At 47.1% G+C, this 22,036-nt stretch carries 18 protein-coding genes and 1 pseudogene; 13 read left to right on the plus strand and 6 right to left on the minus strand.

Annotated features, from left to right (window positions below; all coding sequences use genetic code 11):
* Positions 1 to 98 precede the first annotated feature (98 nt).
* From QUB16_RS14865 to nagA, 3 genes are all read right to left on the minus strand, one after another.
* On the minus strand, positions 99 to 401 hold the full coding sequence (locus tag QUB16_RS14865; protein ID WP_333317135.1) for a hypothetical protein: 303 nt from the start codon (positions 399 to 401) through the stop codon (positions 99 to 101).
* Positions 402 to 1,300: 899 nt separating this feature from the next.
* Positions 1,301 to 1,987 carry a magnesium protoporphyrin IX methyltransferase gene (gene bchM, locus QUB16_RS14870; protein ID WP_333317137.1) on the minus strand — a complete coding sequence of 229 codons (687 nt, stop codon included), beginning with the start codon at positions 1,985 to 1,987 and terminating at the stop codon, positions 1,301 to 1,303.
* Between the two features lie 208 nt (positions 1,988 to 2,195).
* On the minus strand, positions 2,196 to 3,425 hold the full coding sequence (nagA, locus tag QUB16_RS14875) for an N-acetylglucosamine-6-phosphate deacetylase (protein WP_333317139.1): 1,230 nt from the start codon (positions 3,423 to 3,425) through the stop codon (positions 2,196 to 2,198).
* Between the two features lie 234 nt (positions 3,426 to 3,659).
* On the opposite strand from nagA, the gene purE reads away from it, so the two are divergent.
* Together purE and QUB16_RS14885 are read left to right on the plus strand one after the other, a co-directional pair.
* The gene (purE, locus tag QUB16_RS14880) at positions 3,660 to 4,181 is read left to right on the plus strand and encodes a 5-(carboxyamino)imidazole ribonucleotide mutase (RefSeq protein WP_333150234.1); all 522 of its coding nucleotides are present in this window, start codon (positions 3,660 to 3,662) and stop codon (positions 4,179 to 4,181) included.
* 83 nt (positions 4,182 to 4,264) lie between these two features.
* Positions 4,265 to 5,866 (plus strand): ammonium transporter, encoded by a 1,602-nt coding sequence (locus QUB16_RS14885; protein ID WP_333317141.1) that lies wholly within the window; start codon positions 4,265 to 4,267, stop codon positions 5,864 to 5,866.
* A 422-nt stretch (positions 5,867 to 6,288) separates the two neighbouring features.
* Here QUB16_RS14885 and QUB16_RS14890 read toward each other — a convergent pair whose 3' ends face one another.
* A complete protein-coding gene (locus tag QUB16_RS14890; RefSeq protein ID WP_333317143.1) occupies positions 6,289 to 6,891 on the minus strand; it encodes an IS607 family transposase in 603 nt (200 codons plus the stop codon).
* A gap of 281 nt (positions 6,892 to 7,172) precedes the next feature.
* Between QUB16_RS14890 and QUB16_RS14895 the strand changes: the two genes are divergently transcribed.
* From QUB16_RS14895 to QUB16_RS14930, 8 genes are all read left to right on the plus strand, one after another.
* Complete coding sequence (locus QUB16_RS14895) at positions 7,173 to 8,090, plus strand: SGNH/GDSL hydrolase family protein (RefSeq protein ID WP_333317145.1); 918 nt, start codon at positions 7,173 to 7,175, stop codon at positions 8,088 to 8,090.
* 534 nt (positions 8,091 to 8,624) lie between these two features.
* Positions 8,625 to 10,061: an ammonium transporter gene (locus tag QUB16_RS14900; protein ID WP_333317146.1), complete on the plus strand. Its 1,437-nt coding sequence runs from the start codon at positions 8,625 to 8,627 to the stop codon at positions 10,059 to 10,061.
* A gap of 385 nt (positions 10,062 to 10,446) precedes the next feature.
* Positions 10,447 to 11,655 carry a 4-hydroxy-3-methylbut-2-enyl diphosphate reductase gene (locus tag QUB16_RS14905; RefSeq protein WP_333317148.1) on the plus strand — a complete coding sequence of 403 codons (1,209 nt, stop codon included), beginning with the start codon at positions 10,447 to 10,449 and terminating at the stop codon, positions 11,653 to 11,655.
* Between the two features lie 867 nt (positions 11,656 to 12,522).
* The gene (locus tag QUB16_RS14910; RefSeq protein WP_333317149.1) at positions 12,523 to 14,481 is read left to right on the plus strand and encodes a CHASE3 domain-containing protein; all 1,959 of its coding nucleotides are present in this window, start codon (positions 12,523 to 12,525) and stop codon (positions 14,479 to 14,481) included.
* Positions 14,444 to 14,905 (plus strand): response regulator, encoded by a 462-nt coding sequence (locus QUB16_RS14915; RefSeq protein ID WP_333317151.1) that lies wholly within the window; start codon positions 14,444 to 14,446, stop codon positions 14,903 to 14,905. Before QUB16_RS14910 ends, QUB16_RS14915 begins: the two co-directional genes overlap by 38 nt.
* A 75-nt stretch (positions 14,906 to 14,980) precedes the next feature.
* Positions 14,981 to 15,355, plus strand: a complete 375-nt coding sequence (locus QUB16_RS14920; RefSeq protein WP_333317153.1) for a response regulator — start codon at positions 14,981 to 14,983, stop codon at positions 15,353 to 15,355.
* On the plus strand, positions 15,307 to 15,498 hold the full coding sequence (locus QUB16_RS14925) for a hypothetical protein (RefSeq protein ID WP_333317156.1): 192 nt from the start codon (positions 15,307 to 15,309) through the stop codon (positions 15,496 to 15,498). Before QUB16_RS14920 ends, QUB16_RS14925 begins: the two co-directional genes overlap by 49 nt.
* 297 nt (positions 15,499 to 15,795) lie before the next feature.
* A complete protein-coding gene (locus QUB16_RS14930; protein ID WP_333317157.1) occupies positions 15,796 to 16,341 on the plus strand; it encodes a histidine kinase dimerization/phospho-acceptor domain-containing protein in 546 nt (181 codons plus the stop codon).
* On the opposite strand, the gene QUB16_RS14935 is transcribed toward QUB16_RS14930, so the two are convergent.
* Entirely contained in the window at positions 16,304 to 17,533 is a 1,230-nt protein-coding gene (locus QUB16_RS14935) for a transposase (protein WP_333317159.1), read from the minus strand. The two genes, QUB16_RS14930 and QUB16_RS14935, sit on opposite strands and share 38 nt — an antisense overlap.
* Positions 17,514 to 18,138 (minus strand): annotated as a pseudogene (locus QUB16_RS14940) (IS607 family transposase). The gene QUB16_RS14935 and the pseudogene QUB16_RS14940 overlap by 20 nt, the downstream one beginning before the upstream one ends.
* Before the next feature lie 104 nt (positions 18,139 to 18,242).
* Between QUB16_RS14940 and QUB16_RS14945 the strand changes: the two are divergent.
* The 3 genes from QUB16_RS14945 (at position 18,243) to QUB16_RS14955 (ending at position 22,018) form a co-directional block, all read left to right on the plus strand.
* Entirely contained in the window at positions 18,243 to 18,437 is a 195-nt protein-coding gene (locus QUB16_RS14945; protein WP_333317161.1) for a hypothetical protein, read from the plus strand.
* Positions 18,415 to 18,675, plus strand: a complete 261-nt coding sequence (locus QUB16_RS14950; RefSeq protein WP_333317162.1) for an ATP-binding protein — start codon at positions 18,415 to 18,417, stop codon at positions 18,673 to 18,675. The genes QUB16_RS14945 and QUB16_RS14950 overlap by 23 nt, the downstream gene beginning before the upstream one ends.
* Before the next feature lie 424 nt (positions 18,676 to 19,099).
* Positions 19,100 to 22,018, plus strand: a complete 2,919-nt coding sequence (locus QUB16_RS14955) for a response regulator (RefSeq protein WP_333317164.1) — start codon at positions 19,100 to 19,102, stop codon at positions 22,016 to 22,018.
* The last annotated feature ends 18 nt before the right edge of the window (positions 22,019 to 22,036 follow it).

Raw genomic sequence — 22,036 nt, forward strand, 5'->3', positions numbered from 1 at the left:
GGTCTGACCAATTCTTTTTTAAGAACTCTCCGAAAGCCTCTTGACAAAAGACTTACAGCCTTAACTTGTCACCAATGCCCCCACCCCACCGATCGCACCTATTCCTTTGAATTCCACTCCCTCACATCTTCCTCAGAAATGTGATACCGATAATATGTTGAACCCTTCACAATCACTTGAATCTTACCTTTACCCCTTTCCGCCCTTTCACTCTCAATCGTCACCTTGCCAAACCCTGTTTCTTTCCAAGTCTCATACAAAATGTCCTCAATTCGATCCAAAACCTGATTAATCGGATTATCTTTGCTTTCTGGCGCTGATGACATATTTGGTTCCACCTTCTGATTTAACTTAGCTTTGCTGTTGCTGTCGCCTGCTGCATTCTCTGATACAAACCTCATAGCTTCTGATTCCCTAAATTTGGGCCTCTATATAGATTTCGGAAATAGCTTTCTTTTTTTACGCATAGTCCCAGCTTTTGTAACAATCATTTACACGATCGCTCCCAGTGTCGCAGACGATGACGCACAGCATCGCACAACAATTAGCAGCCTTGCATCCGCACAATCTCCATCCGCCAGAAACTCCATACTTCTAACCTCCAAAATGATGTTTGCAAAAATTTAATTATTGAATAAATTTTTAACCCGTAACTCAGTGTAAAATCAATACACATTCAAAACTCACAATTGTGCAGTCCAAGGCAGCAGTCACGCACCTCTGACATTTCGCTGCCCTACGCGATCGCACTTAAGACATCACACTTTTTCAAACATCCCAGGGGTTAGACCAATTTTTTATGAGGCTGAATAGAATCCGATCAACCCTAACACAGAGGGCGGGCACGGGGAGTAGGGGTCGCACCGCCCCTACTAAGGGGGAGTAGGGGGTGGACAAGATTCTTCTCAAAGTCAACCCCTACTCCCCTTCTTAAGGGAGATTTAGTACGAATTAGGTATTAGGAATTATTACATAGGCTTGACTTACCGGGATTTTGGAGAATTAGAAATAGCTCAGAATCACTGGCAGCAAGCTATTAAAATACTTAATCATATGAAAACGCCTAAACAAATGTGTTCATCTTAGTGGGTAAAAAAATCGAAATTGAAATTAAACCCAATTTTACCAGGAATTTTATGCAACATTTAACCATAGCTGTAGGGGCGGGTTCACCGAAATATATGACACCCATCGACAAGTTATAAAAACCCGCCCCCACCCACCAACAAATTGTGTAAACCCGCCCCACCCCGCCAATAAATCCTCTAAACTGGCATCAGAATTGGCAGATGTTTTTACCCTATTTCCGCACAGCTTCCAGCAAGCGAGAATAGTAAAAACTCGTGCTCGTCATGGCTGTTCTGTTAATCACAAAACCATTGTTTTCTAAGATTTTGATAATATCAGCTTCGCGGTGCTGGTAAGCGCGGGTAGTTTTGCTCGGGCCGGGGAAAAGTTCGCCAAATTTTTTGAGGGCGGTGAGTGCTAAAGTTTTGGGGGCAAAACTGATAATTAGTCGCGATTGGGCGATCGAACTTAGGTGAGCAATCATTTCCGCAGCCTTATCTTGAGGATAGTGGATCAGCACGTCCAAACAAATCACAGTGTGAAATTTGCCCGTTAAAGCTTCCAAATCTTGGGCGGCGAAGGAGATGTTATAGAGCTTGCCGGGAACGGCTGTCGATCGAGCGTAGGCTTCTGCTACCATCTTTTCAGAGATATCGCTAGCGCAAACAATCGCCCCAGCCTCAGCCAGAGGAATGCTCAGAGATCCCACACCGCAGCCGGCATCGCAGACACAAAGCCCGGGTAAATTGCCGTCAGCTTGCAGCCATTCGAGGACTGTATCCACCGTTTTCTGGTGCCCGGTGCGGATGTCTAGCTGAACTTTATTGACTTTGCCGTCGCCGTAAATTCGCTGCCACCGATCGAATCCCGTCGAGTTAAAATACTGTCTAACTATAGTCTTGTCATCTACCAAATTCATCGATCTGCCTGCTGCTGAGTTATTGCCAACGGTTAGATATTATATAGCAATCCGGTTCAGAAAATGTGCAACTTGCAACAACCGATTTTAGATGGGCGATTTGAGATTTTAGATGCAAACGGCACATCTAAAATCTCAAATGTATCTGGTAATACCAGTTCGCCCCTTCCCCCTTTTTCAATTCTTTAATCTAAAATGGTATAACAGGTTAAAAGAGTCGATGCCAAGTCAATTCCTTTGTCGTCGCATTTAAATTCCAGCGCAGTAATTGAGTTGCAGATTTGCCAATAATTCCCGAAATTCCGATCGCCCTTCTCGGAGATTCAGTTGCCAGGGCGATCGCACTTTCGGCATCGCAAATCCCCCACTCCACCAAATTCTGCACTCCCGCCAACAGCGGCAGAGTAGTACCTGCCAAAGTAGCACATTCCAGGGTCGAGTGATAATCTAATCTTACCCAAGCTGTACCTTTTCTGACTTCAATTTGTCGGGAATCCCAAGGATAAACACCGTCAGGCAAACCCAAAGGAGCCAAAGCATCGCTCACTAAAAAAACGCCTTTTTGATACCTACCAGCGCGCAGCAAAAAATCAATCATTGTCGGAGAAACGTGTTTCCCGTCAGCAATTAAACCGCATTTTACCCCCGGAGAAACAATCGCCGCTCCCAACAAACCCGGTTCTCGGTGGTGCAAACTCGGCATCGCATTAAAAGCGTGAGTTACCATTGAAGCTCCCCGCTCAAATGCTTGCTGCGCTTGCTCTGCCGTCGCTTGGGAGTGTCCGAGACTCACGGAAATTCCCAAACTTTGCAAATAGGAAATGACTTCGCCTGTGCTGTCTAACTCCGGCGCTAAAGTAATTATTTTGACAATATCGCCACAATCTCCTAAAACTTGCTTGACATTTTCTATAGTTAGCGGTAACAAAAACTCAACTGGGTGAGCGCCTCGCTTCAGGGGGTTGAGAAAAGGGCCTTCGAGATGAACGCCGATAATTTCCGCTGTTTTGGCTTTATTGGTTGCGCCAACAGTAGTTTTTGCAGTACGGATATAATCAGCTATAGTCGAGAGCGATCGCCTAAACTTATCCAGCGAAGTTGTCACCAAAGTAGGCAAAAAAGCATCGACTCCCTGATTCCACAAAAATTGACAAATTTTTGGCAAAATTTCAATATGCTTGCTTTCTAAATCGGGAAAAGCAAAACCGAGAGCGCCGTTAATCTGCAAGTCAACACCGCCCAGAGAAAGCCAATCGCCTCCTACATCAACCACTTGCAAATGGGGAGGACAAATCCGTTTAAATACGGCGTCCATCGGCAAAACTTCTTGAATGATTCCCGTTTCGTCAACAGCAAGCATCTGCAAATCCTTGCAACCGGGGAGGCGAGCATTGAGAATATCTGTGGGGGTGGCAGTTGGGGTTGTGGCTTCAGTCATCCGATTTTAGATTTTAGATTTGAGATTTTAGATTTAATATTCGCTACGGATAAATCCGGTGGCTGGCGATGAGGAGGGGGAGCTTTTTGCTTTTTGCTGGCTCTAGGGCTGCTCAGACGGGGGCTTGTGGCCAAATTGCTTTTAAGGGTCAGTTTTGGTACAAAATATCTAAATTTGAGTTAACGCAATCATTTAAAATTAGCATTTATCTGAAATCTCAAATCGGAAAATTTTATGAATCAAGCGACAGTGGGAATTATCATGGGTAGCGATTCGGATTTGCCAACCATGAAAGATGCGATCGCAGTTTGCGAAGAATTCAACGTTGCTTGCTCCGTGGCGATCGTCTCGGCGCACCGTACCCCCTCGCGCATGGTGGAATACGCCCAAACCGCTCACCAACGAGGCTTGAAAGTCATTATCGCAGGTGCCGGGGGAGCGGCGCACCTCCCGGGTATGGTAGCATCTTTAACCCCATTGCCCGTAATTGGCGTGCCCGTACCGAGCCGCCACCTGCAAGGGGTAGATTCGCTGTACTCGATCGTGCAGATGCCAGCCGGGATACCCGTAGCAACAGTGGGGATCGGCAACGCTAAGAATGCTGGCTTGCTGGCAGTTCAGATACTGGCAGCTCATCAGCCAGAATTGCTAGAGCGAGTTTTGCATTACCGCAAAACTTTGTCCGAATCTGTACTGAAAAAACAAAATCAACTAGAAGAGCTAGGCTATCATAACTATCTCAATCTCAACAAATAATCCATAAACTTTTGTAGTAAGATTGGAAAGTTTTCCGAATATTGCTGAGCTTACTAGCCGTAAAGAGGGTAAAAGTGATTAAAATGACTGTCGGAAAGAAAAAGTCAAAACCCGTCAAGCGGGAGTCTTTAAATTTGTCAGCAGCTAAATATTTTACGAAAGTCAACAGGTTGAAGAAGTTACCACGGGCGATCGCCCGCCTCACTCCAAGTTGGCAAGCCTGCATACCTTTAGCTGCAATCATCGTCTTGGTGTGGGGATATGCGGGGGTAGCCCAAACAGCTCCCGCGCCAACCACCGAGGAACAATTAGCAAGCCTTAAGGTGGGCATGGATACCATGTGGGTCATGGTGGCGGCGATGCTAGTGTTCTTTATGAACGCCGGTTTCGGTATGTTGGAAACCGGTTTTTGCCGTCAGAAAAATGCGGTTAACGTGCTCTCCAAAAACTTGATTGTTTTTGCGCTTGCTACGATCGCATATTGGGCGATCGGCTTTGGCTTAATGTTCAGCAATGGCAACAATTTTATCGGCACCAGCGGCGGATTTTTCCTGTGGAACGTAGCTGACAACAGCCCCGCCACAGGAGAGGCTTATCAAGGCATTTTCGAGTCGCTTAACTGGACGGGAGTCCCCCTCAACGCTAAATTCTTTTTCCAATTAGTTTTTGCGGGAACTGCTGCGACGATCGTTTCTGGAGCCGTTGCAGAGCGAATTAAATTCCTTGAATTCTTAATTTTCAGCTTGCTGCTAGTAGGAATTGCTTACCCGATTACCGGACACTGGATTTGGGGCGGCGGCTGGCTGGCAGACGCAGGCTTCTGGGATTTTGCCGGTTCGACAGTGATTCACTCGGTAGGCGGTTGGGCTGCTTTGATGGGAGCGGCATTTTTGGGGCCGCGGATCGGCAAGTACCGCGACGGCGATACTGTGGCGATGCCGGGACACAATATGAGCATTGCCACCTTGGGCTGTTTGATTTTGTGGTTGGGCTGGTTTGGGTTTAATCCCGGTTCGACAATGGCAGTCGATCCCAATGCGATCGCCCACATTGCGATCACCACCAACACCGCCGGCGCCTTCGGGGGAATTGCTGCAACCATCACTGCTTGGCTGTACCTGGGCAAACCCGACCTTTCGATGATTATCAACGGCATCCTCGCCGGCTTAGTCGGCGTAACAGCTAGCTGCGCTTGGATCAACGTGCCCAACTCTGCCATTATCGGCACGATCGCCGGTATCCTGGTAGTTTTCGCAGTAACTTTCTTCGACAACTTGAAAATTGACGACCCTGTAGGCGCAACTTCAGTTCACTTAGTCTGTGGCATCTGGGGAACTCTGGCAGTTGGGCTGTTTGCTGACGGGCCTACAACTGGAATTTATACCGCAGGCCCTGCAGCCGGATTGCTTGTGGGCGGAGGTTTCGGTCAACTCTGGGCGCAGTTGGTCGGCATTATCTCTGTAGGCGGTATGACCGTGCTGCTGAGTACGATTTTTTGGCTGGCACTCAAAGCTTTGCTGGGTATCCGCGTTTCTGCTTTAGAGGAAGCTGAAGGTTTGGATATCGGCGAACATGGGATGGAAGCTTACACCGGGTTTGTGAAGGAAACGAGCTTGGATAACAGAAGTGAGAGCGGCTACGGCGTTTATGGTGGGGGTTCTGGTGGGAGGCCTAACAAAATGTAGAGCGTGCGAAGAGATCGATCAATTCAGCTTTCCTGTCCTAAATTAGCTATTTATCAGCTAATTCACCGCTTTATTCAGAAACACCCGAATCTGAAATACCCGCCAACTTATGGCTGTCTATCGTTGTGCTCGCGTTTCAATCTTCGATACGAACGCGGGCATATTTTTATTTTTAATTGACCTTTAATGGCGGACATATGGCGTTGCACAATTTGAGGATGATTATGGTGGGGTGTCCCGCCTGCTGTGAAAATACACCCCTTCGGGCGAAGAAAGTCCATCCGACAAAAAAATCAAAATCATCCCGCTATTATGCAACACCTTACATATAGTAGTTTGCGATTGCATGAGATGTGCGCCGCTAATTGGTAATTGGGAATTGAGAATCTGTAACTAACGAACTTTGCAAACGGGTGTATTGATTAGAGTTTACCGGCAATTGCTTTAAGTTCTTCAACGACGCGCTTGTTCTTGGGATTCCTGCTGCCATCAAGGCGGGCGGAGACAACAGTGATTATTTCTAGTATATCTTTAGCTAAATCCTCGTCACAGCTAGTATTTTCGGTTTGATTTATAATCACTACCTCTGTCCCAAAGTGTTCGCACAAATTAAAAATTAGTTCGGAACCAAACCTCAACAGTCGGTCTTTGTGAGTTAATACCAACCTTTCTACTTGATTGTCTGCGATCGCCCGAATTAGATGTTGTAAACCCCGCTTACTGTAATTAACCCCAGAACCTACATCCTCAATGATTTGGAATTGCCACCCCTGAGATGCACAAAACAATTCCAAAACTTGTTTTTGTCTGTCTAAATCATCTTTTTGGTTGTGGCTGCTAACCCGAGCGTAAGCTATGGTTAAAGCGCCGTTGGGTTTTAAGCCGAGAAGATGAGCTAGGTCATAGCGTCTGTGACCATTAGCGGTGCGTTCGGGTATTAGCTTGCCTTCGGCTTCCCACCGGCGCAAGGTGGAAGCGCTCACACCTTTAAGTTTGGCTGCTTCAGTTATAGTTAATTTTTTCATTTTTGGATTTTAGCATCAGAAATGGGTAATTTCGGTAAGTTTTAGATATATTTATGTCCCCGTCTGCAGGTTGGACAAGTCCGATTTATGGCAAGAAAGTTTGGTAGGCAGATTTTTTATGGTAAAGTAGTGCGAAAAAGCAAAGTTCTGCATCGCCGCCCTTGCCCAACACAGCACAGTGCTTGATTATTACAAGAATTGAGGCTTTAATTGAGCGGTAAAATTTGATGCAGCAATGAGTGCAAATTATTCGGTGTGATGGCTGCAAATAGCTTGAGTTTATGGAGAAGTTTGGAGGAGGTAGCAGAAGTAGAACTCATAAATCCCTCTTAGGGATGGAAGTTAGCCGATCGAAAACTGTTCCGGTTTGGGCTTTGCTATCTTTGGTGACGAACGGGGTACTGATAGTTACAGTCGCTCAACTACTGCTGCGGGGAAACAACTTGACAGAAAGCTTCCAGGCGAATGATGCGGTGAGGGCAGAAGCGGCCCAGGAACAAATTGGCCAACCGGCGATCTCTGCAAAGGCAGTGCTAGACGTGCCTGTTCCCGGGCCGCGACACAAATGGACTTACCAGCAGTGGGTGACGCAGTTGGGTCGCGAAGCTGAGGCGGCGGCGGCGAATCGACCCTCAAGACTGAGTGTTTTGGCTGGGGATTCTCTGAGTATGTGGTTTCCGACCAAGCTGTTACCAGCCGATCGAATTTGGCTGAATCAAGGGATTTCGGGGGAGACTTCGGTGGGTTTGCTGAAGCGGTTGCAGTTGTTCGATCGAACTGCGCCGGATACCGTGTTTGTGATGATCGGGATTAACGATTTGTTGCGGGGGGCCGGCGACGAAGGGATTTTGGACAACCAGCGGCAGATAATTCGCGATTTGCGGTGGGCTCACCCCAAAGCACAAGTTGTGGTGCAGTCGATTTTGCCGCACAGCGGGGAACAAGCTACTTGGGAAAATCGCGATCGGCTGTTGGCGATTCCTAACAGTCGGATTCGGGCAATAAATCGACGGCTGAAAGAAATTGCTAGTTCGGAAAATGTTTTGTATCTGGATTTGTACCCGCTGTTTGCGGATGCTGAGGGCAATTTGCCAACCGAACTCAGCACCGATGGCTTGCACCTTAACGATCAAGGTTATCTGGTTTGGCGATCGGCCCTGCAACTGTTCGATCAGATGCAGTTGAAAAATGAGTCATGAGTTATTAGTCATTAGTCCTTAGTCATTAGTCCTTAGTCATTAGTCCTTAGTCATTAGTCATTAGTCATTAGTCATTAGTCATTAGTCATTAGTCATTAGTCATTAGTCCTTAGTCATTAGTCCTTAGTCATTAGTCCTTAGTCATTAGTCCTTAGTTAGAAAGATCAAGGATGAAGTCATATTCTCCCCAACTCTCCCCCTCTCCGGTTACTGTGCTATCACTGGCTATGTCAAGTATCGAATGATACATTAAGAAATATGATAGTTAGCTATTTAGTATAGGGTGATACAGAATAACGGTTTGTACAAATGGTGCAATCCAAAAGGCATAGACCATTAGATTGAGAGTTGACGAATTTAGATGAGTCCGGCTATACGAAGTCGGGGGGTTGAGGATTGGGGAATTATCTATTGAAGATTTGTTCCGCTAAAACAGGGACTTAAAACCAAATAACTATTGCATCTAAAATCCTCGCATCTAAAATCGGCTCGGTCTTCCCTGAAAATTGCTGAGTATGAGAAGGTACAACTAACGTGATCAAAAAAAGTTTAACGATCGGCATCATCGCGCTGTGGCTGTTAAGCGTGCCGCTGACCGGCAATGCCTTAGCTCAAGATGCTGGTGCCGCGGCTGCGGTGGTGCCGAATCCGATCGATAGCGGCGATACGGCCTGGATGTTGGTGTCCTCAGCCCTGGTATTGCTGATGACACCAGGGCTGGCATTTTTCTACGGGGGACTGGTGCGATCGCGCAACGTCCTCAACACCATGATGATGAGCTTGGTGATGATGGGAACGATCGGCGTCACCTGGACGTTGTGGGGGTACAGTTTAGCCTTTGATGTCACCGCCAGCAACCTCAATGATAAAGGGTTTGGTCAAGGGATCGAAAGCTTCATCGGCGGTTTCGACTGGATGTTCTTGAACAACGTCACGGCGGACACCCCAGATCCGATCGGCTACGCACCGACAATACCCCACCAAGTCTTCATGGTGTACCAGATGATGTTCGCGATCATCACTCCAGCCTTGATTTCAGGGGCGATCGTCGAAAGGGTAACATTTAAAGCCTATTTCTGGTTCGTGTTGCTGTGGTCTACCTTCATCTACTCTCCTTTAGCCCACTGGGTTTGGGGTAGAGGCTGGCTGGCGGCGATCGGATCTCTGGACTTTGCCGGCGGCACAGTCGTACACATTAGTTCCGGTGTTTCTGCCGTTGTCGCAGCTTGGATGATCGGGCCCCGCAAAGACCACTTGAACAAGCCCCACACCCCCCACAACGTACCCTACGTCTTGCTGGGAATTGGGATGCTGTGGTTCGGCTGGTTTGGCTTCAACGGCGGTAGCGCTTTGGGATCTGGTTCTTTAGCAACAGTGGCTTTTGTCACCACGATGATTTCTGCTGCAGCCGGCGGTTTAACTTGGACAATTGTGGAATGGGTGCTCAGAGGCAAACCGACAGCAGTGGGAATAGCTAGCGGTTTCCTCGCGGGATTGGTGGGAATCACACCTGCTGCTGGATTCGTGCTTCCAGTGGGAGCGCTTTTGATCGGATCGATTACTTCGGTTTGCTGCTTCTTTGCCGTTAGCTGGCGCGCTAAGCTGGGATTTGACGACTCTTTGGATACCTTCCCGGTTCACGGCGTAGGCGGAACTGTGGGCGCGATTCTGACTGGCTTATTTGCGACTAAAGCCGTTAACGCAGCCGGAAATAACGGGCTGTTTGCCGGGAATCCGGGGCTAATTGTGACCCAGTTTGTAGGCGTTCTAGTTACTTACGTGTTTGCGGGTGTCGGCACTTTTGCGATCCTGAAAATTTTGGAACAGTTTATGGAACTGCGAGTGCCCTCATCTGCTGAAGACCAAGGTTTGGATATCGGCCAGCACGGGGAAGAAGCTTACGGTGAGGATTTCGCCGGCGGTTTCAGTTCGTTTGAATCGAGTTCTCCTTTTGCGCCGAAGAAGGTTTGAAAAGACCATAAGCTGTTGTGCATTTAAATAGAATGTCAAAAAACAATCTAATTCTTGTGGGGAGTAGGGGTTGGGCCTAAGAGCCCGCCCTGAATATGCAATTTAAATGCGTGACAGCTTAAGACTGACGCACTCAAGCCTGTGAAACCCAGTTTCTTTGGAGATTTATCGACTCCCAACCCAGATTTTTCTAATAAACCGGATTTCTTTGCGGGATTTTGTGCAGCACAAGGTTTGAATCTGTAATTTGCAGTCAGACTCAATAATAGTAGTTGGGTTGCCCCGTTTTGCAATTGTTGCAGGCGGGGTTTTCAAATTTGAGATGAGAGTTCTCCAATGGTTCTAAAATCAAAGGTAATTAACCTAGATTTCTACTCGATACCGCATGGATACTAAAGCTTTTAAACGATCGCTCCAACAGTCTGAAAACTACCACCGCAAGGGTTTCGGACACGAAGCCGAGGTAGCTGGGGTGATGCAGACGGCTTATCAAAGCAGTCTGATCCAGCAAATTCGCGACAATAATTACAGGCTGGAACGCGGCGCAGTTACAATCCGGCTGGCTCAGGCTTTTGGCTTTTGCTGGGGGGTGGAACGCGCTGTAGCTATTGCTTACGAGACTCGCCAGCATTTCCCCTCGGAACGGATTTGGATTACTAATGAGATTATTCATAATCCGTCTGTCAATGAGCATTTGCGGGATATGGAGGTGGGTTTTATTGCTGTTGAGAATGGGCAGAAAAATTTTTCGGTTGTCGATAGTGGCGATGTGGTAATTTTACCTGCTTTTGGAGCGAGCGTGCAAGAAATGCAGTTGCTTAATGATAAGGGCTGCAAGATTGTTGATACTACTTGTCCTTGGGTTTCTAAGGTTTGGAATACTGTTGAGAAGCACAAAAAAAAGGATTACACTTCGATTATTCACGGTCAGTACAAGCACGAAGAAACTGTGGCGACGAGTTCTTTTGCTGATAAGTATTTGATTGTGCTCAATTGGCAAGAAGCTGAATATGTCAGCAATTATATCTTGCATGGGGGCGATCGCGATGAGTTTCTTGCTAAGTTTAGTAAGGCTTATTCTGCTGGTTTTGACCCGGATCGGGATTTAGAAATGGTGGGGATTGCTAACCAAACTACTATGCTCAAAACTGAGACAGAGAATATTGGCAAGTTGTTTGAAAAAACGATGATGCGGAAGTTCGGGCCGGAGAATTTGAGCGAGCATTTTCTGAGTTTTAATACTATCTGCGATGCGACTCAGGAACGGCAAGATGCTATGTTGAGTTTGGTTGAGGAAAAGTTGGATTTGATGCTGGTGATTGGGGGTTTTAATTCTTCTAATACTACGCATTTGCAGGAAATTGCGATCGACAAAACTCTTCCTTCTTATCATATTGATTGTGCGGAGCGCATTTTACCGGGAAATCGGATCGAACACAAGCCTTTGGGGGGAGATTTGGTCGTAACTGAAGGTTGGCTACCGGATGGTAAAATTGTAGTCGGCGTGACTTCGGGTGCTTCTACGCCTGATAAGGTTGTTGAAGATGCGATCGATCGCATTTTCGCGATGAAAGCAGCGGCTGCGATTGTGTAATTATATTGTTGCGCCACTGCACTCGGAATCATAATTTTCTCAGTTAATTTTCTCAGTGCAGGGCGAGTGTCTCTTTGCGAGTGCGAGCGTCTCGCTCGCACTCGCAAAAAGATATACAGCATATTCCATATATGTGTAGTACAGAGAAACCGGGTTTCTTGAACAGAATCAGTTTAAAGGCTTGAACTGTAAAGAAACCCGGTTTCTGAGGTGTACTTCACAAACCTGGAATATGCTGTAATTCCCATGTTAAACTAATTTCCACCCCTTAATTCTCCCCAATTACCCGATCGCTCGCATTTCTGATTTCTCATACTCTTCACCCGCGTCATCACCTCTATAAATTTCTCCCTGCCTCCCACAGATTATTTTTTAAATAAAATATTAAAAATTCGCCTTTTTTTTTTGGGTAAAAAGCTTGACTTTGCTAGATTGATAATGTATTATTAGATAATGGGAGTGGTGACAAAATTTAAATTTATGTCACCACTCCCATTATCTAAAATATACCCCAAAAATCAACAGGAGTCAATAGGTAAAAACTCTTTTCTTTACGCCGCAATTTGAAACTTTCAAAGGAAGACGAACGATACAAAAATCGATGCAAAAAAAGGCGAATTAAGCTTTGCAGGCTATCTTAGATTGTCTGGTGTCTGCCTGAATCACGAGACGCAAGAGAGCGATTTAGGCCATCTCCGACTTAAGGGGGATGCGAGGAACATGGAGACTAAACTAGAAACAAGATCGATCGCAAATTTGCTCCTTAAATTTGTAGGCTTTAGCTGACTGCCGGCCCGCGCCCAAAATTGGCGTAATCTGCATCCCGCTACAATAAAAGAAAAAGCAGGACTCGCGTGCCATCATTTCATGAAACAATCCCTGACTCGCCAAATCACCGCAGGTATCGGAATGGCCGTGGCGCTGCTAATTTTAAATGCGGCAACTTCCTACCGCAATACTCTCAAGTTAGTCGAAAACAAACGCTGGGTGAGCCACACTCACCGAGTTTTAACCGAACTCGAAGCCACGCTTTCTACCTTAAAAGATGCTGAAACCGGACAGCGCGGTTATTTGCTGACGGGAGAAGAACGTTATTTAGAACCCTATCACAGCGCGATCGCCCGCATCAACCAACAAGTAGTCGGATTGCAGCAGCTAACCGCCGACAACAACCGGCAGCAACAGCGCATTCGCGACTTGAAAATTGCGATCGACTCTAAATTAGCCGAACTTGAAAAAACCATCAATCTGCGACGCCAACAAAACTTAGAAGCAGCCCTGCGGCGAGTAAAATCCGGTAGGGAAAAGCAAATCATGGGCGACATTCGGCAGCAGATAGCCACAATGACAGCGGAAGAAACTCAGCTATTACAGCAGCGCGCCCGAGAATCTCAAACGAGTGCTACTTTGACAATCCTGACTTTTACCGTTGCCGCTTTAGTAAATTTCCTGTTGATGGTGTTGGTTTACTATTTGGTGAAGCGCGATCGAACTTTGCGCGACAATGCCGAAATCAAGCAAAATCAACTCTTAGAACAGCTAGAACACGATCGCCACTTCCTACAATTAACCGAAGAACGTTTCCGCCGCGCCATTATCGAGGCACCCCTCCCAATTATGCTGCACGCTGAAAACGGACAAGTTTTGCAAATTAACTCGGCTTGGACAGAATTCTCAGGCTACCAACACTCAGAAATTCCCACAATTGAAGATTGGACAGAAAAAGCTTACCACAGCCGCAAATCGCTAGTGCAAGCAGATATCGATCGGCTGCACCAATTAAACACCCGCATTTCTGAAGGCGAATATATGATTGCCACAGCCAGCGGCGAAACTCGCATTTGGGACTTTTATTCCGCACCTTTAGGCGAGCTTTCCGACGGCAGAAGTTTAGTAATTAGTACCGCCATTGACATAACCGCCCGCAAGCAAGCAGAAGCGGAAATTCGGATGCTCAACGCTACCTTAGAAAGGCGAGTGGAACTCCGCACAAATCAACTTCAAGCAGCTAACGAAGAATTAGAAGCTTTCACCTATACCGTTGCCCACGATTTGCGTGCTCCCCTGCGGGGAATGCAGGGATTGGCTGAAGCTTTATTAGAAGATTACCGTGACATCCTCGACGAACTCGGTCAAGAATACGCCCAGCAAATTGTTAATTCTGGGCAACAACTACAAGAATTAATCGAAGATTTGCTAGCTTACAGCCGCCTCAGCCGCACGGATTTATCGCTGCAAGTTTTAGACTTAGAATCTGCTGTGGCCGAGGCAATTGCTATGGTAAAAGCCGACGCTAAATCCAGGCACGCTCAAATCAGTGTTCAATCGCCCTTGCCTGCGGTAATGGCCCACCGCGTTACTTTAGTTCAAGTAATCGCCAATCTGCTCACCAATGCCATAAAATTTGTGGAAGGCGCACCGCCGCAAGTGCAGATATGGGCCGAGGAAATAGAGCTGCCTCAAGAGGGAGAGACAGACAGGGATATAGCGAGAAAATTGGAAATGCAAACTGTGGGACAGTGGGAACATTCCCAGTTACTTATGACCAGCCCTCTATTGCCAGTCCCCACGATCCGTCTGTGGGTAGAAGACAACGGCATCGGTATTGCTCCGGAACATCAAAAACGCATTTTTCGGGTTTTTGAACGGCTGCACGGTATCGAGTCTTACCCCGGAACTGGTATAGGATTAGCTATTGTAAAAAAAGGAGTCGATCGCATGGGCGGTCAAGTTGGAGTGGAATCTCAATTAGGACAAGGCAGTCGATTTTGGATACAACTGAGGAAGCATGACGCAAACGCAGACGATTTTGCTGGTGGAAGATAACCCCGTTGATATTCTATTGATGCAGCGGGCCTTTCGCAATGAGACTTTTGCTAATACTTCGCTGCAAATTGTCCGAGATGGAGATGCAGCGGTTTTTTATTTAAATGGAGACGGAGAATACAGCGATCGCGATCTCTATCCTTTACCTGCGATAATTTTACTAGACTTGAAATTGCCCAGGCGATCCGGTCATGAGGTTCTGGTTTGGCTGAGGCAGCAGCCGGAACTAAAACGCTTGCCGGTGGTTATGCTTACTTCTTCTAGGCAAACACCTGATGTCAAGCGAGCTTACGATTTAGGGGTAAATTCATATTTGGTTAAACCGGTCGGGTTTGCTTCTTTATTGGAAATGATGCAGAGTTTTAGCGAGTATTGGCTCAACTATAGCGAACTGCCGGAACCTAGCGAATTTTCGGGTTTGTAGTAGCCGTTTCCCGGTTTTTATTGCTTGTTTCCTCGTTACCAGGCTCTGTCGGGTAACGAGTAAATTAAGTTTCTCGTGAGTAAGCCCGTCCTCTATCATCTTAAAGGGGCAATTTCCCACATTTTTATGATGATCGATCGCCACTCTAAGCTAATAGCAAAATTATTAATTGTTAAAGTGGTACACATTCTGGTAATTGACGACAACCCAACAGATAGGCTGCTCGTCAAACGCGAATTAGAGCGGCAATTCTCGCAATTGCAAATAACGGAAATTTGCGACGATAGATTATTCGGGGAAGCACTGAAACGAGGCGGATTCCATCTGGTAATTACTGATTACCAAGTACGCTGGACAAACGGTTTAGATGTGCTTCAAACTATTAAAGCCAGTTATCCAGAATGCCCGATTTTAATGTTTACGAATACTGCAACGAAGAAATTGCTGTAGAGGCGATGAAATCCGGCTTGGACGACTACATTATCAAGTCGCCGAAGCACTATGTCCGCCTTTGCGTTACGGTTCGCGCAGTGCTCGATCGAGTTGCCGCCTGGAAGTCGCCCGACTGGAAAATCAACTTCATTCCCTGCTAGAACACTTAAATGTCGGAGTTTTTCGAGCGACTTCCGAGGGGCGGCTTTTGGAAAGCAATCAAGCTTTTTTGCGCTTGTTTGATGCTAGCAATTTAGCAGATGTTCAAGGGATTTATCTGCAGCAATTGTTTGTGCAACCCCTAGATTCAGGCAGGGCTGTTTCGGGGCAACCACGGGGGGATTGTCCCTACGGAAAACCAGGGTTTTGTAGGGGCGGTGCTACCCCTACTCCCCGTGCCCGCCCAGCCCATAGACGAGGGGGTCGGGGTTTCAGATATCGCGGCAACCACGGGGGGATTGCCCGTACAAGACAATGAAACAGCCCTGCTAGATTCAGGGGAGTCTCGGTCTCAAAATATCGAAATTACCTTTCCTTTGGCAGACGGTCGAGTAAAATGGATTCGGTTTACTCAATATCTCTACAGCGCAGAAGGTGAAAGTACCATTGAGGGATTGGTTGAAGATATTACTGAACTCAAGCAGGCTGAACTTGCTTTGCGGGAATTTAATGAAACTTTGGAAGAGCGGGTGAGAGAGCGTACTGCTGAGTTAGAAGAAGTTAACGCACAGCTCGAATCGTTTACCTATTCAGTTTCTCACGACTTGCGCGCTCCTCTGCGGGGAATTTCGTTTTTTGCTGAAATGTTGCTTAAAGATAAAGCCAGCGAGTTGGATGCTACTGCACAGGATTACTTGTATCGGATTAATGACGCCGCAAGTCTGATGAATACTTTAATCGAAAATTTGCTAGAGTACAGCCGCCTCAGCAAAGCTAACTTGCCACTAAAAGCAGTCTCTGATACTTTTAATCCAGACAATCCCCGACAATCGGCAACAATCTGAATATAGCACACTCATCAGACAGGTCCCAGAGTATGGTGGTATCCCACAAAGCTTTGAGAAAAATCCCCAAAGCACCATTAAAATCGCGGGGTATTTCATAACCACAATTGGGACATTTAAAACTTTTAGAGCCACCCAATTTTTTGTGAATATGACCGCATTTTGTACAAGTTTTAGAAGTGTATTCTTCAGTCACCCTAACCAATCTCGAACCGTAACGATTACAGAGATGTTCTAAGGTTTGGGAGAATTGATAGAATGCCCAAGTCATCATTGCTCTCGCCGACTTAGAATTGAGCTTGCGAGTACCTCTTGCCACCATCTGAGAAGTTTCAAAAGTAGGTAAGTAAATAACATCATAATTCCTAGCCAAGTGACTTGCTACTTGCTTGTGAATCTCAGAGCGTAGGTTTTTAATTTTTGTCCTCACCCTTTCCATAGCTTGTTTTAATCGATAGCGTAATCGAGAAAACTCGCTACCTTGAGAGCGACTAAGTTTTGATTGCATTTTGTCCAAATGTTGACACAACCTAGCAATCTTCCCAAAGTCGTGTTTGCCAAATTCAGTAAAAGAATTACCATCAAACCCGGTCAAAAAACAGCGCAGTCCGGGGTCAAGTGCGATAGTCTTGCCACCATTCTTAGGTTCTGGAACGTCCATCTCTACAGGCATATTTACAAACCAGCGCCCCTTGTTGTAGGTGACTTCTACGGCTTTGTCGTAGTTGATTAAGCAGAAATCTTGCCCAGTCCACAGAGACTTCTCCAAACCTTTGCTAGCGTTGGTCATTAGATGACCGTTCTTATAGTCCCCCGGAGCGAACTGAATAGTCTGTTTTTGGGCTCGGATCGATCTGAATCGAGCTAACTTCAATCCGGCTAAAGGATTAATTTTTGCCTGTTTTCCTTTGCCTATTTGGGCGGGCTGCTTGTCGGTTTTCTTCCAAGCTGTATAAGCCTCAAAGAGTGCGTTATCTAAACCGTGAGCTATGCCTAATTCTTTGCACCACTCAGGGATTATCTGGTAGTCCAAGGTTTTACAAAAGCTCCGAAAAGCTTGCTTGCCTGAAGTTTTTAAAACTGGCTGATTAGTTTTTTTGTCCACAGTGTAATAGGTAAACTTTCCTTGATGTTGATTCAGATAAGCAATTGCGTTATTGTAAACTTTTCGATTAGCATGAATCCTCAACATCCAGACTTTCTTCGTCTCCCCCTTTGGATAGACTCGGTACGTCAGAGTCTTCAATGATTTGCTTTTTGTACTTTCTGAGTCCGTAAAGTCGGCAACGGTCGCCGTGGACGATTGCGAGTATGTCTTCAACCATTTCTCTTTCTGGACTAAGTGAACTATTGTTGAGAACCAAAATCTTACACCCGCCCCGCTCGGCAAACCATGAGATAAGATCGAATCCGAACCTGCATCATCTATCTTTTGAGGCAATGACAACCATTCCGATGTCGCCCGTGTAAATGTGTTCCAGTAGGGCGATAAGACCTTTGCGCTTGAAGTTAAGCCCACTCCCGATGTCTTGGATGATTTCACATCCGGGGTAGCGAGACAAAAGAAAGTCAGCCTGTCGAATAAGGTCGGCTTTTTGACTTCGACTGCTAACTCTGGCGTAGAGGATGGTTGGTTTAGTAGATGGAATATTGACAACTGAGTCTCCGTCGTATCGTCGCTGTCCTGATGGTGTTCTGTACGCTTTGATTTTCCCTTCTTTTTCCCACCGCTAAGCGTGTTTTTGAACATACTCCGAGTCGTTGAATAGCGATTCTTGGTGGTACATATTTGGACATATCTGGGTTTGGTTAGGTGAATTATTCCAGCCTATACCAATTGTCTAATTTATAACGGAAATGTCTAAGAAAAGCCCGTCCTAGGGATTACTCTTCATTTAATTGTGGCTCGATCGATCGCGCAACTAGAGGCGGAAATTGCCGAAAAACAAGCTCGGATAACGGTTGTCGAACCGCTACCTACGGTGTTGGCCCATCCTGCTACGCTGCTGCAAGTCTTGACTAACTTGCTCTCCAACGCTCCACCAGTTCGTGCAGCCGGGGATAGAGCCGCAGGTGCGAGTTTATGCAGAAGCTGAGGAAGAATATATCTATCTTTGGGTAGAAGACAACGGCATTGGTATTGCAGAAAGATTTCAAGAGAGGATTTTTGGGTTGTTCGATCGCCTGCATGGTCAAGAAGTTTATCCAGGGACGGGAATAGGGCTGGCGATCGCGAGCAAAGGAGTCGATCGGATGGGGGGCGCGATCGGGCTGAAATCGACTCTGGGAATCGGTACCAGCTTCTGGGTAAAATTACGCAAGTGCGAGAGTTGAGGAAGCAAGTTCGGCAACGCGCAGTGAATCGGGATTTACAAGATGAGGTTCTAGGGAAGAGGGTTTTAACAGTAATATTCTGCTGTAGCCCAAAGAATCAATCAACCCGCTTGTGCACACCCGAAGACACAATAAACAATTAGTATAGTAAAAGTTAAGTAATCTCTTGCACCTTTCCCGCCTGAGCAGGCTTTCTGATCCGTTTTAGAACAACTTACTTAATTAATTTGCTTGTGGCAACGCCCCTAAAAGGCTGGTTGAGGATGTCAAGAGCTTTAAAATATAATAAAATACAAGCAAAATACAATAAAATTATTGGCAAGTCTAATTAACCCACCAAGTACATATTTAAATTGTCGAGATTGCTCACTAACATATTGTTAGATTTAAGAATGTTTGCGCCCATACAAAAACTAAAAGGCTAATGGTGTCTATTCTATTAATCGACGACAACCCGAACGATCGCCTGATGATCGAGCGAGAACTGAGGAAAACTTTTCCTGATTTAGAAATTAAGTCGGTTATTGATATCCAATCTCTCGAACAAATCCTGGTCGCCGGGGGTTTTGACCTAGTAATTACCGACTACCAACTGCACTGGAGCGACGGATTAACTATTTTCCGCAAAGTTCAAAGCCGCTACCCAAATTGTCCGGTAATTATGTGTACTGACAGCGGCAGCGAACAAGTGGCAGTCGAAGCTATGAAAGCTGGTTTGAGCGATTACGTGTTCAAAGGGCGGCACTTAAAGCGACTGGCGGCGGCAGTGGGCGAAAGCTTGAAAAATCAGCAGTTGCGCCAGAACTACGCGAAAACGTCGGCGCAGTTGGCAATTTCGGAGGAAAGGCTGAGGTTGGCGATCGAAGCCTCGAAAATGGGAACTTGGGATTGGAATTTATTAAATGGCGAGGTGGTTTGGTCGGAGGGACACGAACTGTTATTCGGGCTGGAAAAAGGCAGTTTTGCGGGAACTTACGAAGCGTTTTTTAGCTGCATTCACCCGGATGACCAGGCCTCGATCGCCCGGGCTGTTGCCTTTGCTTTAGAAAACAAAATAGAATACCAATACGAATTTAGAGTCATTTGGCCCGACAGCAGCTTGCACTGGATCGCGAGTAGGGGCAAGTTTTTTGAGGATGGTACGGGTAAATCGGTGCGAGCAATCGGCGTGGTTTGGGATATTACCGATCGTAAATTATCCGAAGCCCGGGTGCAAGAAAGCGAGGAAAACTTGCGCTTTGCCCTAGAAGCAGCTAATACGGTGGCTTTTACATGGGATGTGGCATCCGGGGAAGTCCGCCGTTCGTCCAATGCCGAAACACACCTTGGTTTTGGCCCAGACAGCACCGTCGGTACTTTTGAGCAAAAAAAGAATGCGGTGCATCCAGAAGACCGCGAAAGCTTTTTGGCAGATTTGGATGCCGCACTCAGCGGGACGGGAGTTTACGAGTCGGAATACCGCCACGTGCGCCCCGACGGCTCAGTGATTTGGCTCCACGACAAAGGGCGGGTGGTTTTTGAGGCATCGGGCACCCCCCCTCGGCTGTTCGGCGTGGCGATCGACATTACGGATCGCAAACAGTTAGAATACGAGCGCTCGCGGGCCAACGCGCGCGAGCGCTCGTATTTGCGCCGCCTGCAAAAGTTAACCTCCGCGTCAGTTGCTATCAACTCCACGCTGTCGGTGGCAGAAATACTTCAGTTAGCTGCCGATAGCGCCCGCCAAATTCTGGAAGTCCACCAGGTAGCGGTCAACCTCAACCCGGCGGCTAACTGGGATGCGGGAATTAGCAAGTTTTCCATGTCAGAAAAATACGCCGCGTGGCAAGATTACTGCGAAGAACCAGACGGTACGGGCATTTACCAACAAGTTTGCCAGCAGCAACAGCCGATGCGAATGACTCAAAGCGAGTTAGAGGCTCACCCGGCCTGGCGGGAGTTGGGCAAGGCTGCGGGGAAGCGCCCGCCGATGCGGGGCTGGCTGGCTGTACCGCTGACGGGTCGGGACGGCAGAAATCTGGGATTGATTCAGTTGTCGGACAAGTATGAGGGGGAGTTTGCCGAAGATGATGAAACTATTTTAATGCAGTTGGCTCAGGCGGTGTCGGGGGCGATCGACAATGCCCGACTTTACGAGGAATCTCAACAAGCAAATCGCATGAAAGATGAGTTTTTGGCAACTCTTTCTCACGAGCTGCGATCGCCCTTAAACGCGATTTTGGGCTGGGCGCAACTGCTGCGGCACCGCAGTTTTAGTCCGGCTGCTACTGGGCGGGCTTTAGAAACGATCGAGCGAAATGCTAAATTGCAAACTCAATTGATTGATGATTTGCTGGATATTTCTAGGATTATTCGCGGCAAGTTGACTTTGAATCCTTGTGCGGTAAATTTGATTTCGATGGTGGAAGGAGCGGTGAATACGGTGCGGTTGGCCGCCGATGCTAAGTCGATCGATTTACGGTTTGCAATTGTAGATTTGGGCTTGGAGACTGCAGAGTTTTCCCAACCCGGGGAGATTTCTGGCAATCCTGAATCTCCGTTAAATCCGAAATTTTGGGTATCAGGAGACCCCGGCCGCTTGCAGCAAGTGATTTGGAATTTGCTGACGAATGCGATTAAGTTTACGCCGCGCGGGGGGCGAGTTGAAATCCGGCTTTCGAGAGTTGATTCGGAGGTTGAGTTGGCTGTTACCGACACGGGAATTGGGGTTGCACCGAATTTTTTGCCTTACGTGTTTGAGTCTTTCCGCCAAGCGGATGCTACGATTACTCGCAATTATAGCGGTTTGGGGCTGGGTCTGGCGATCGTCCGGCAGTTGGTGGAACTCCACGGTGGCACGGTTTGGGCGAGCAGTCCGGGACTGGATATGGGATCGACTTTTACTTTCCGTCTCCCTGCGATGCAGCTAAATTCGATCGCCGGTGAGGAAGGGCAGGTTTTGACTGGCCCTGGTAATTTACTGGGAGTTAAGGTTTTGCTGGTTGATGACGAGGTTGATTCGCGGGAATTTATGAGGTTTGTCTTGGCGGATTCCGGGGCCGCTGTCAGGGCTGCATCGTCTGCTGCTGAGGCCTTTGAGGTGGCTTCGCAGTTTGAGCCGGATGTTGTGGTCAGCGATATCGGAATGCCGGAGGAAGACGGCTATTCGCTGCTACGAAGGCTGCGTTCTTTGAACACGCAGACAGGGAAATTTTGGGCGATCGCTCTGACGGCTTATGCTAGGGATGAAGACCGCGATCGTGCTTTTGCTGCAGGTTTCGATCGGCATCTGTCTAAACCTGTGCAACCCGATGTGTTGGTAGAGACTATAGTCAAGTTGAGGCAGCAAGGGCTAACAACTTAAAAAAATCTCTTAATAAAT

The organism is Microcoleus sp. D3_18a_C4 (assembly GCF_036702415.1).
In the GTDB taxonomy this organism is placed as follows: domain Bacteria; phylum Cyanobacteriota; class Cyanobacteriia; order Cyanobacteriales; family Microcoleaceae; genus Microcoleus.

Coding starts and splice junctions, on each gene's coding strand:
- QUB16_RS14955 (WP_333317164.1), top strand. CDS start 19,100: ATGGTGTCTATTCTATTAATCGACGACAACCCGAACGATCGCCTGATG.
- purE (WP_333150234.1), top strand. CDS start 3,660: ATGAATCAAGCGACAGTGGGAATTATCATGGGTAGCGATTCGGATTTG.
- QUB16_RS14915 (WP_333317151.1), top strand. CDS start 14,444: ATGACGCAAACGCAGACGATTTTGCTGGTGGAAGATAACCCCGTTGAT.
- QUB16_RS14925 (WP_333317156.1), top strand. CDS start 15,307: ATGCCCGATTTTAATGTTTACGAATACTGCAACGAAGAAATTGCTGTA.
- QUB16_RS14890 (WP_333317143.1), bottom strand. CDS start 6,891: ATGAAAAAATTAACTATAACTGAAGCAGCCAAACTTAAAGGTGTGAGC.
- bchM (WP_333317137.1), bottom strand. CDS start 1,987: ATGAATTTGGTAGATGACAAGACTATAGTTAGACAGTATTTTAACTCG.
- QUB16_RS14905 (WP_333317148.1), top strand. CDS start 10,447: ATGGATACTAAAGCTTTTAAACGATCGCTCCAACAGTCTGAAAACTAC.
- QUB16_RS14865 (WP_333317135.1), bottom strand. CDS start 401: ATGAGGTTTGTATCAGAGAATGCAGCAGGCGACAGCAACAGCAAAGCT.
- QUB16_RS14910 (WP_333317149.1), top strand. CDS start 12,523: ATGAAACAATCCCTGACTCGCCAAATCACCGCAGGTATCGGAATGGCC.
- nagA (WP_333317139.1), bottom strand. CDS start 3,425: ATGACTGAAGCCACAACCCCAACTGCCACCCCCACAGATATTCTCAAT.
- QUB16_RS14895 (WP_333317145.1), top strand. CDS start 7,173: ATGGAGAAGTTTGGAGGAGGTAGCAGAAGTAGAACTCATAAATCCCTC.
- QUB16_RS14935 (WP_333317159.1), bottom strand. CDS start 17,533: ATGTTGAGGATTCATGCTAATCGAAAAGTTTACAATAACGCAATTGCT.
- QUB16_RS14885 (WP_333317141.1), top strand. CDS start 4,265: ATGACTGTCGGAAAGAAAAAGTCAAAACCCGTCAAGCGGGAGTCTTTA.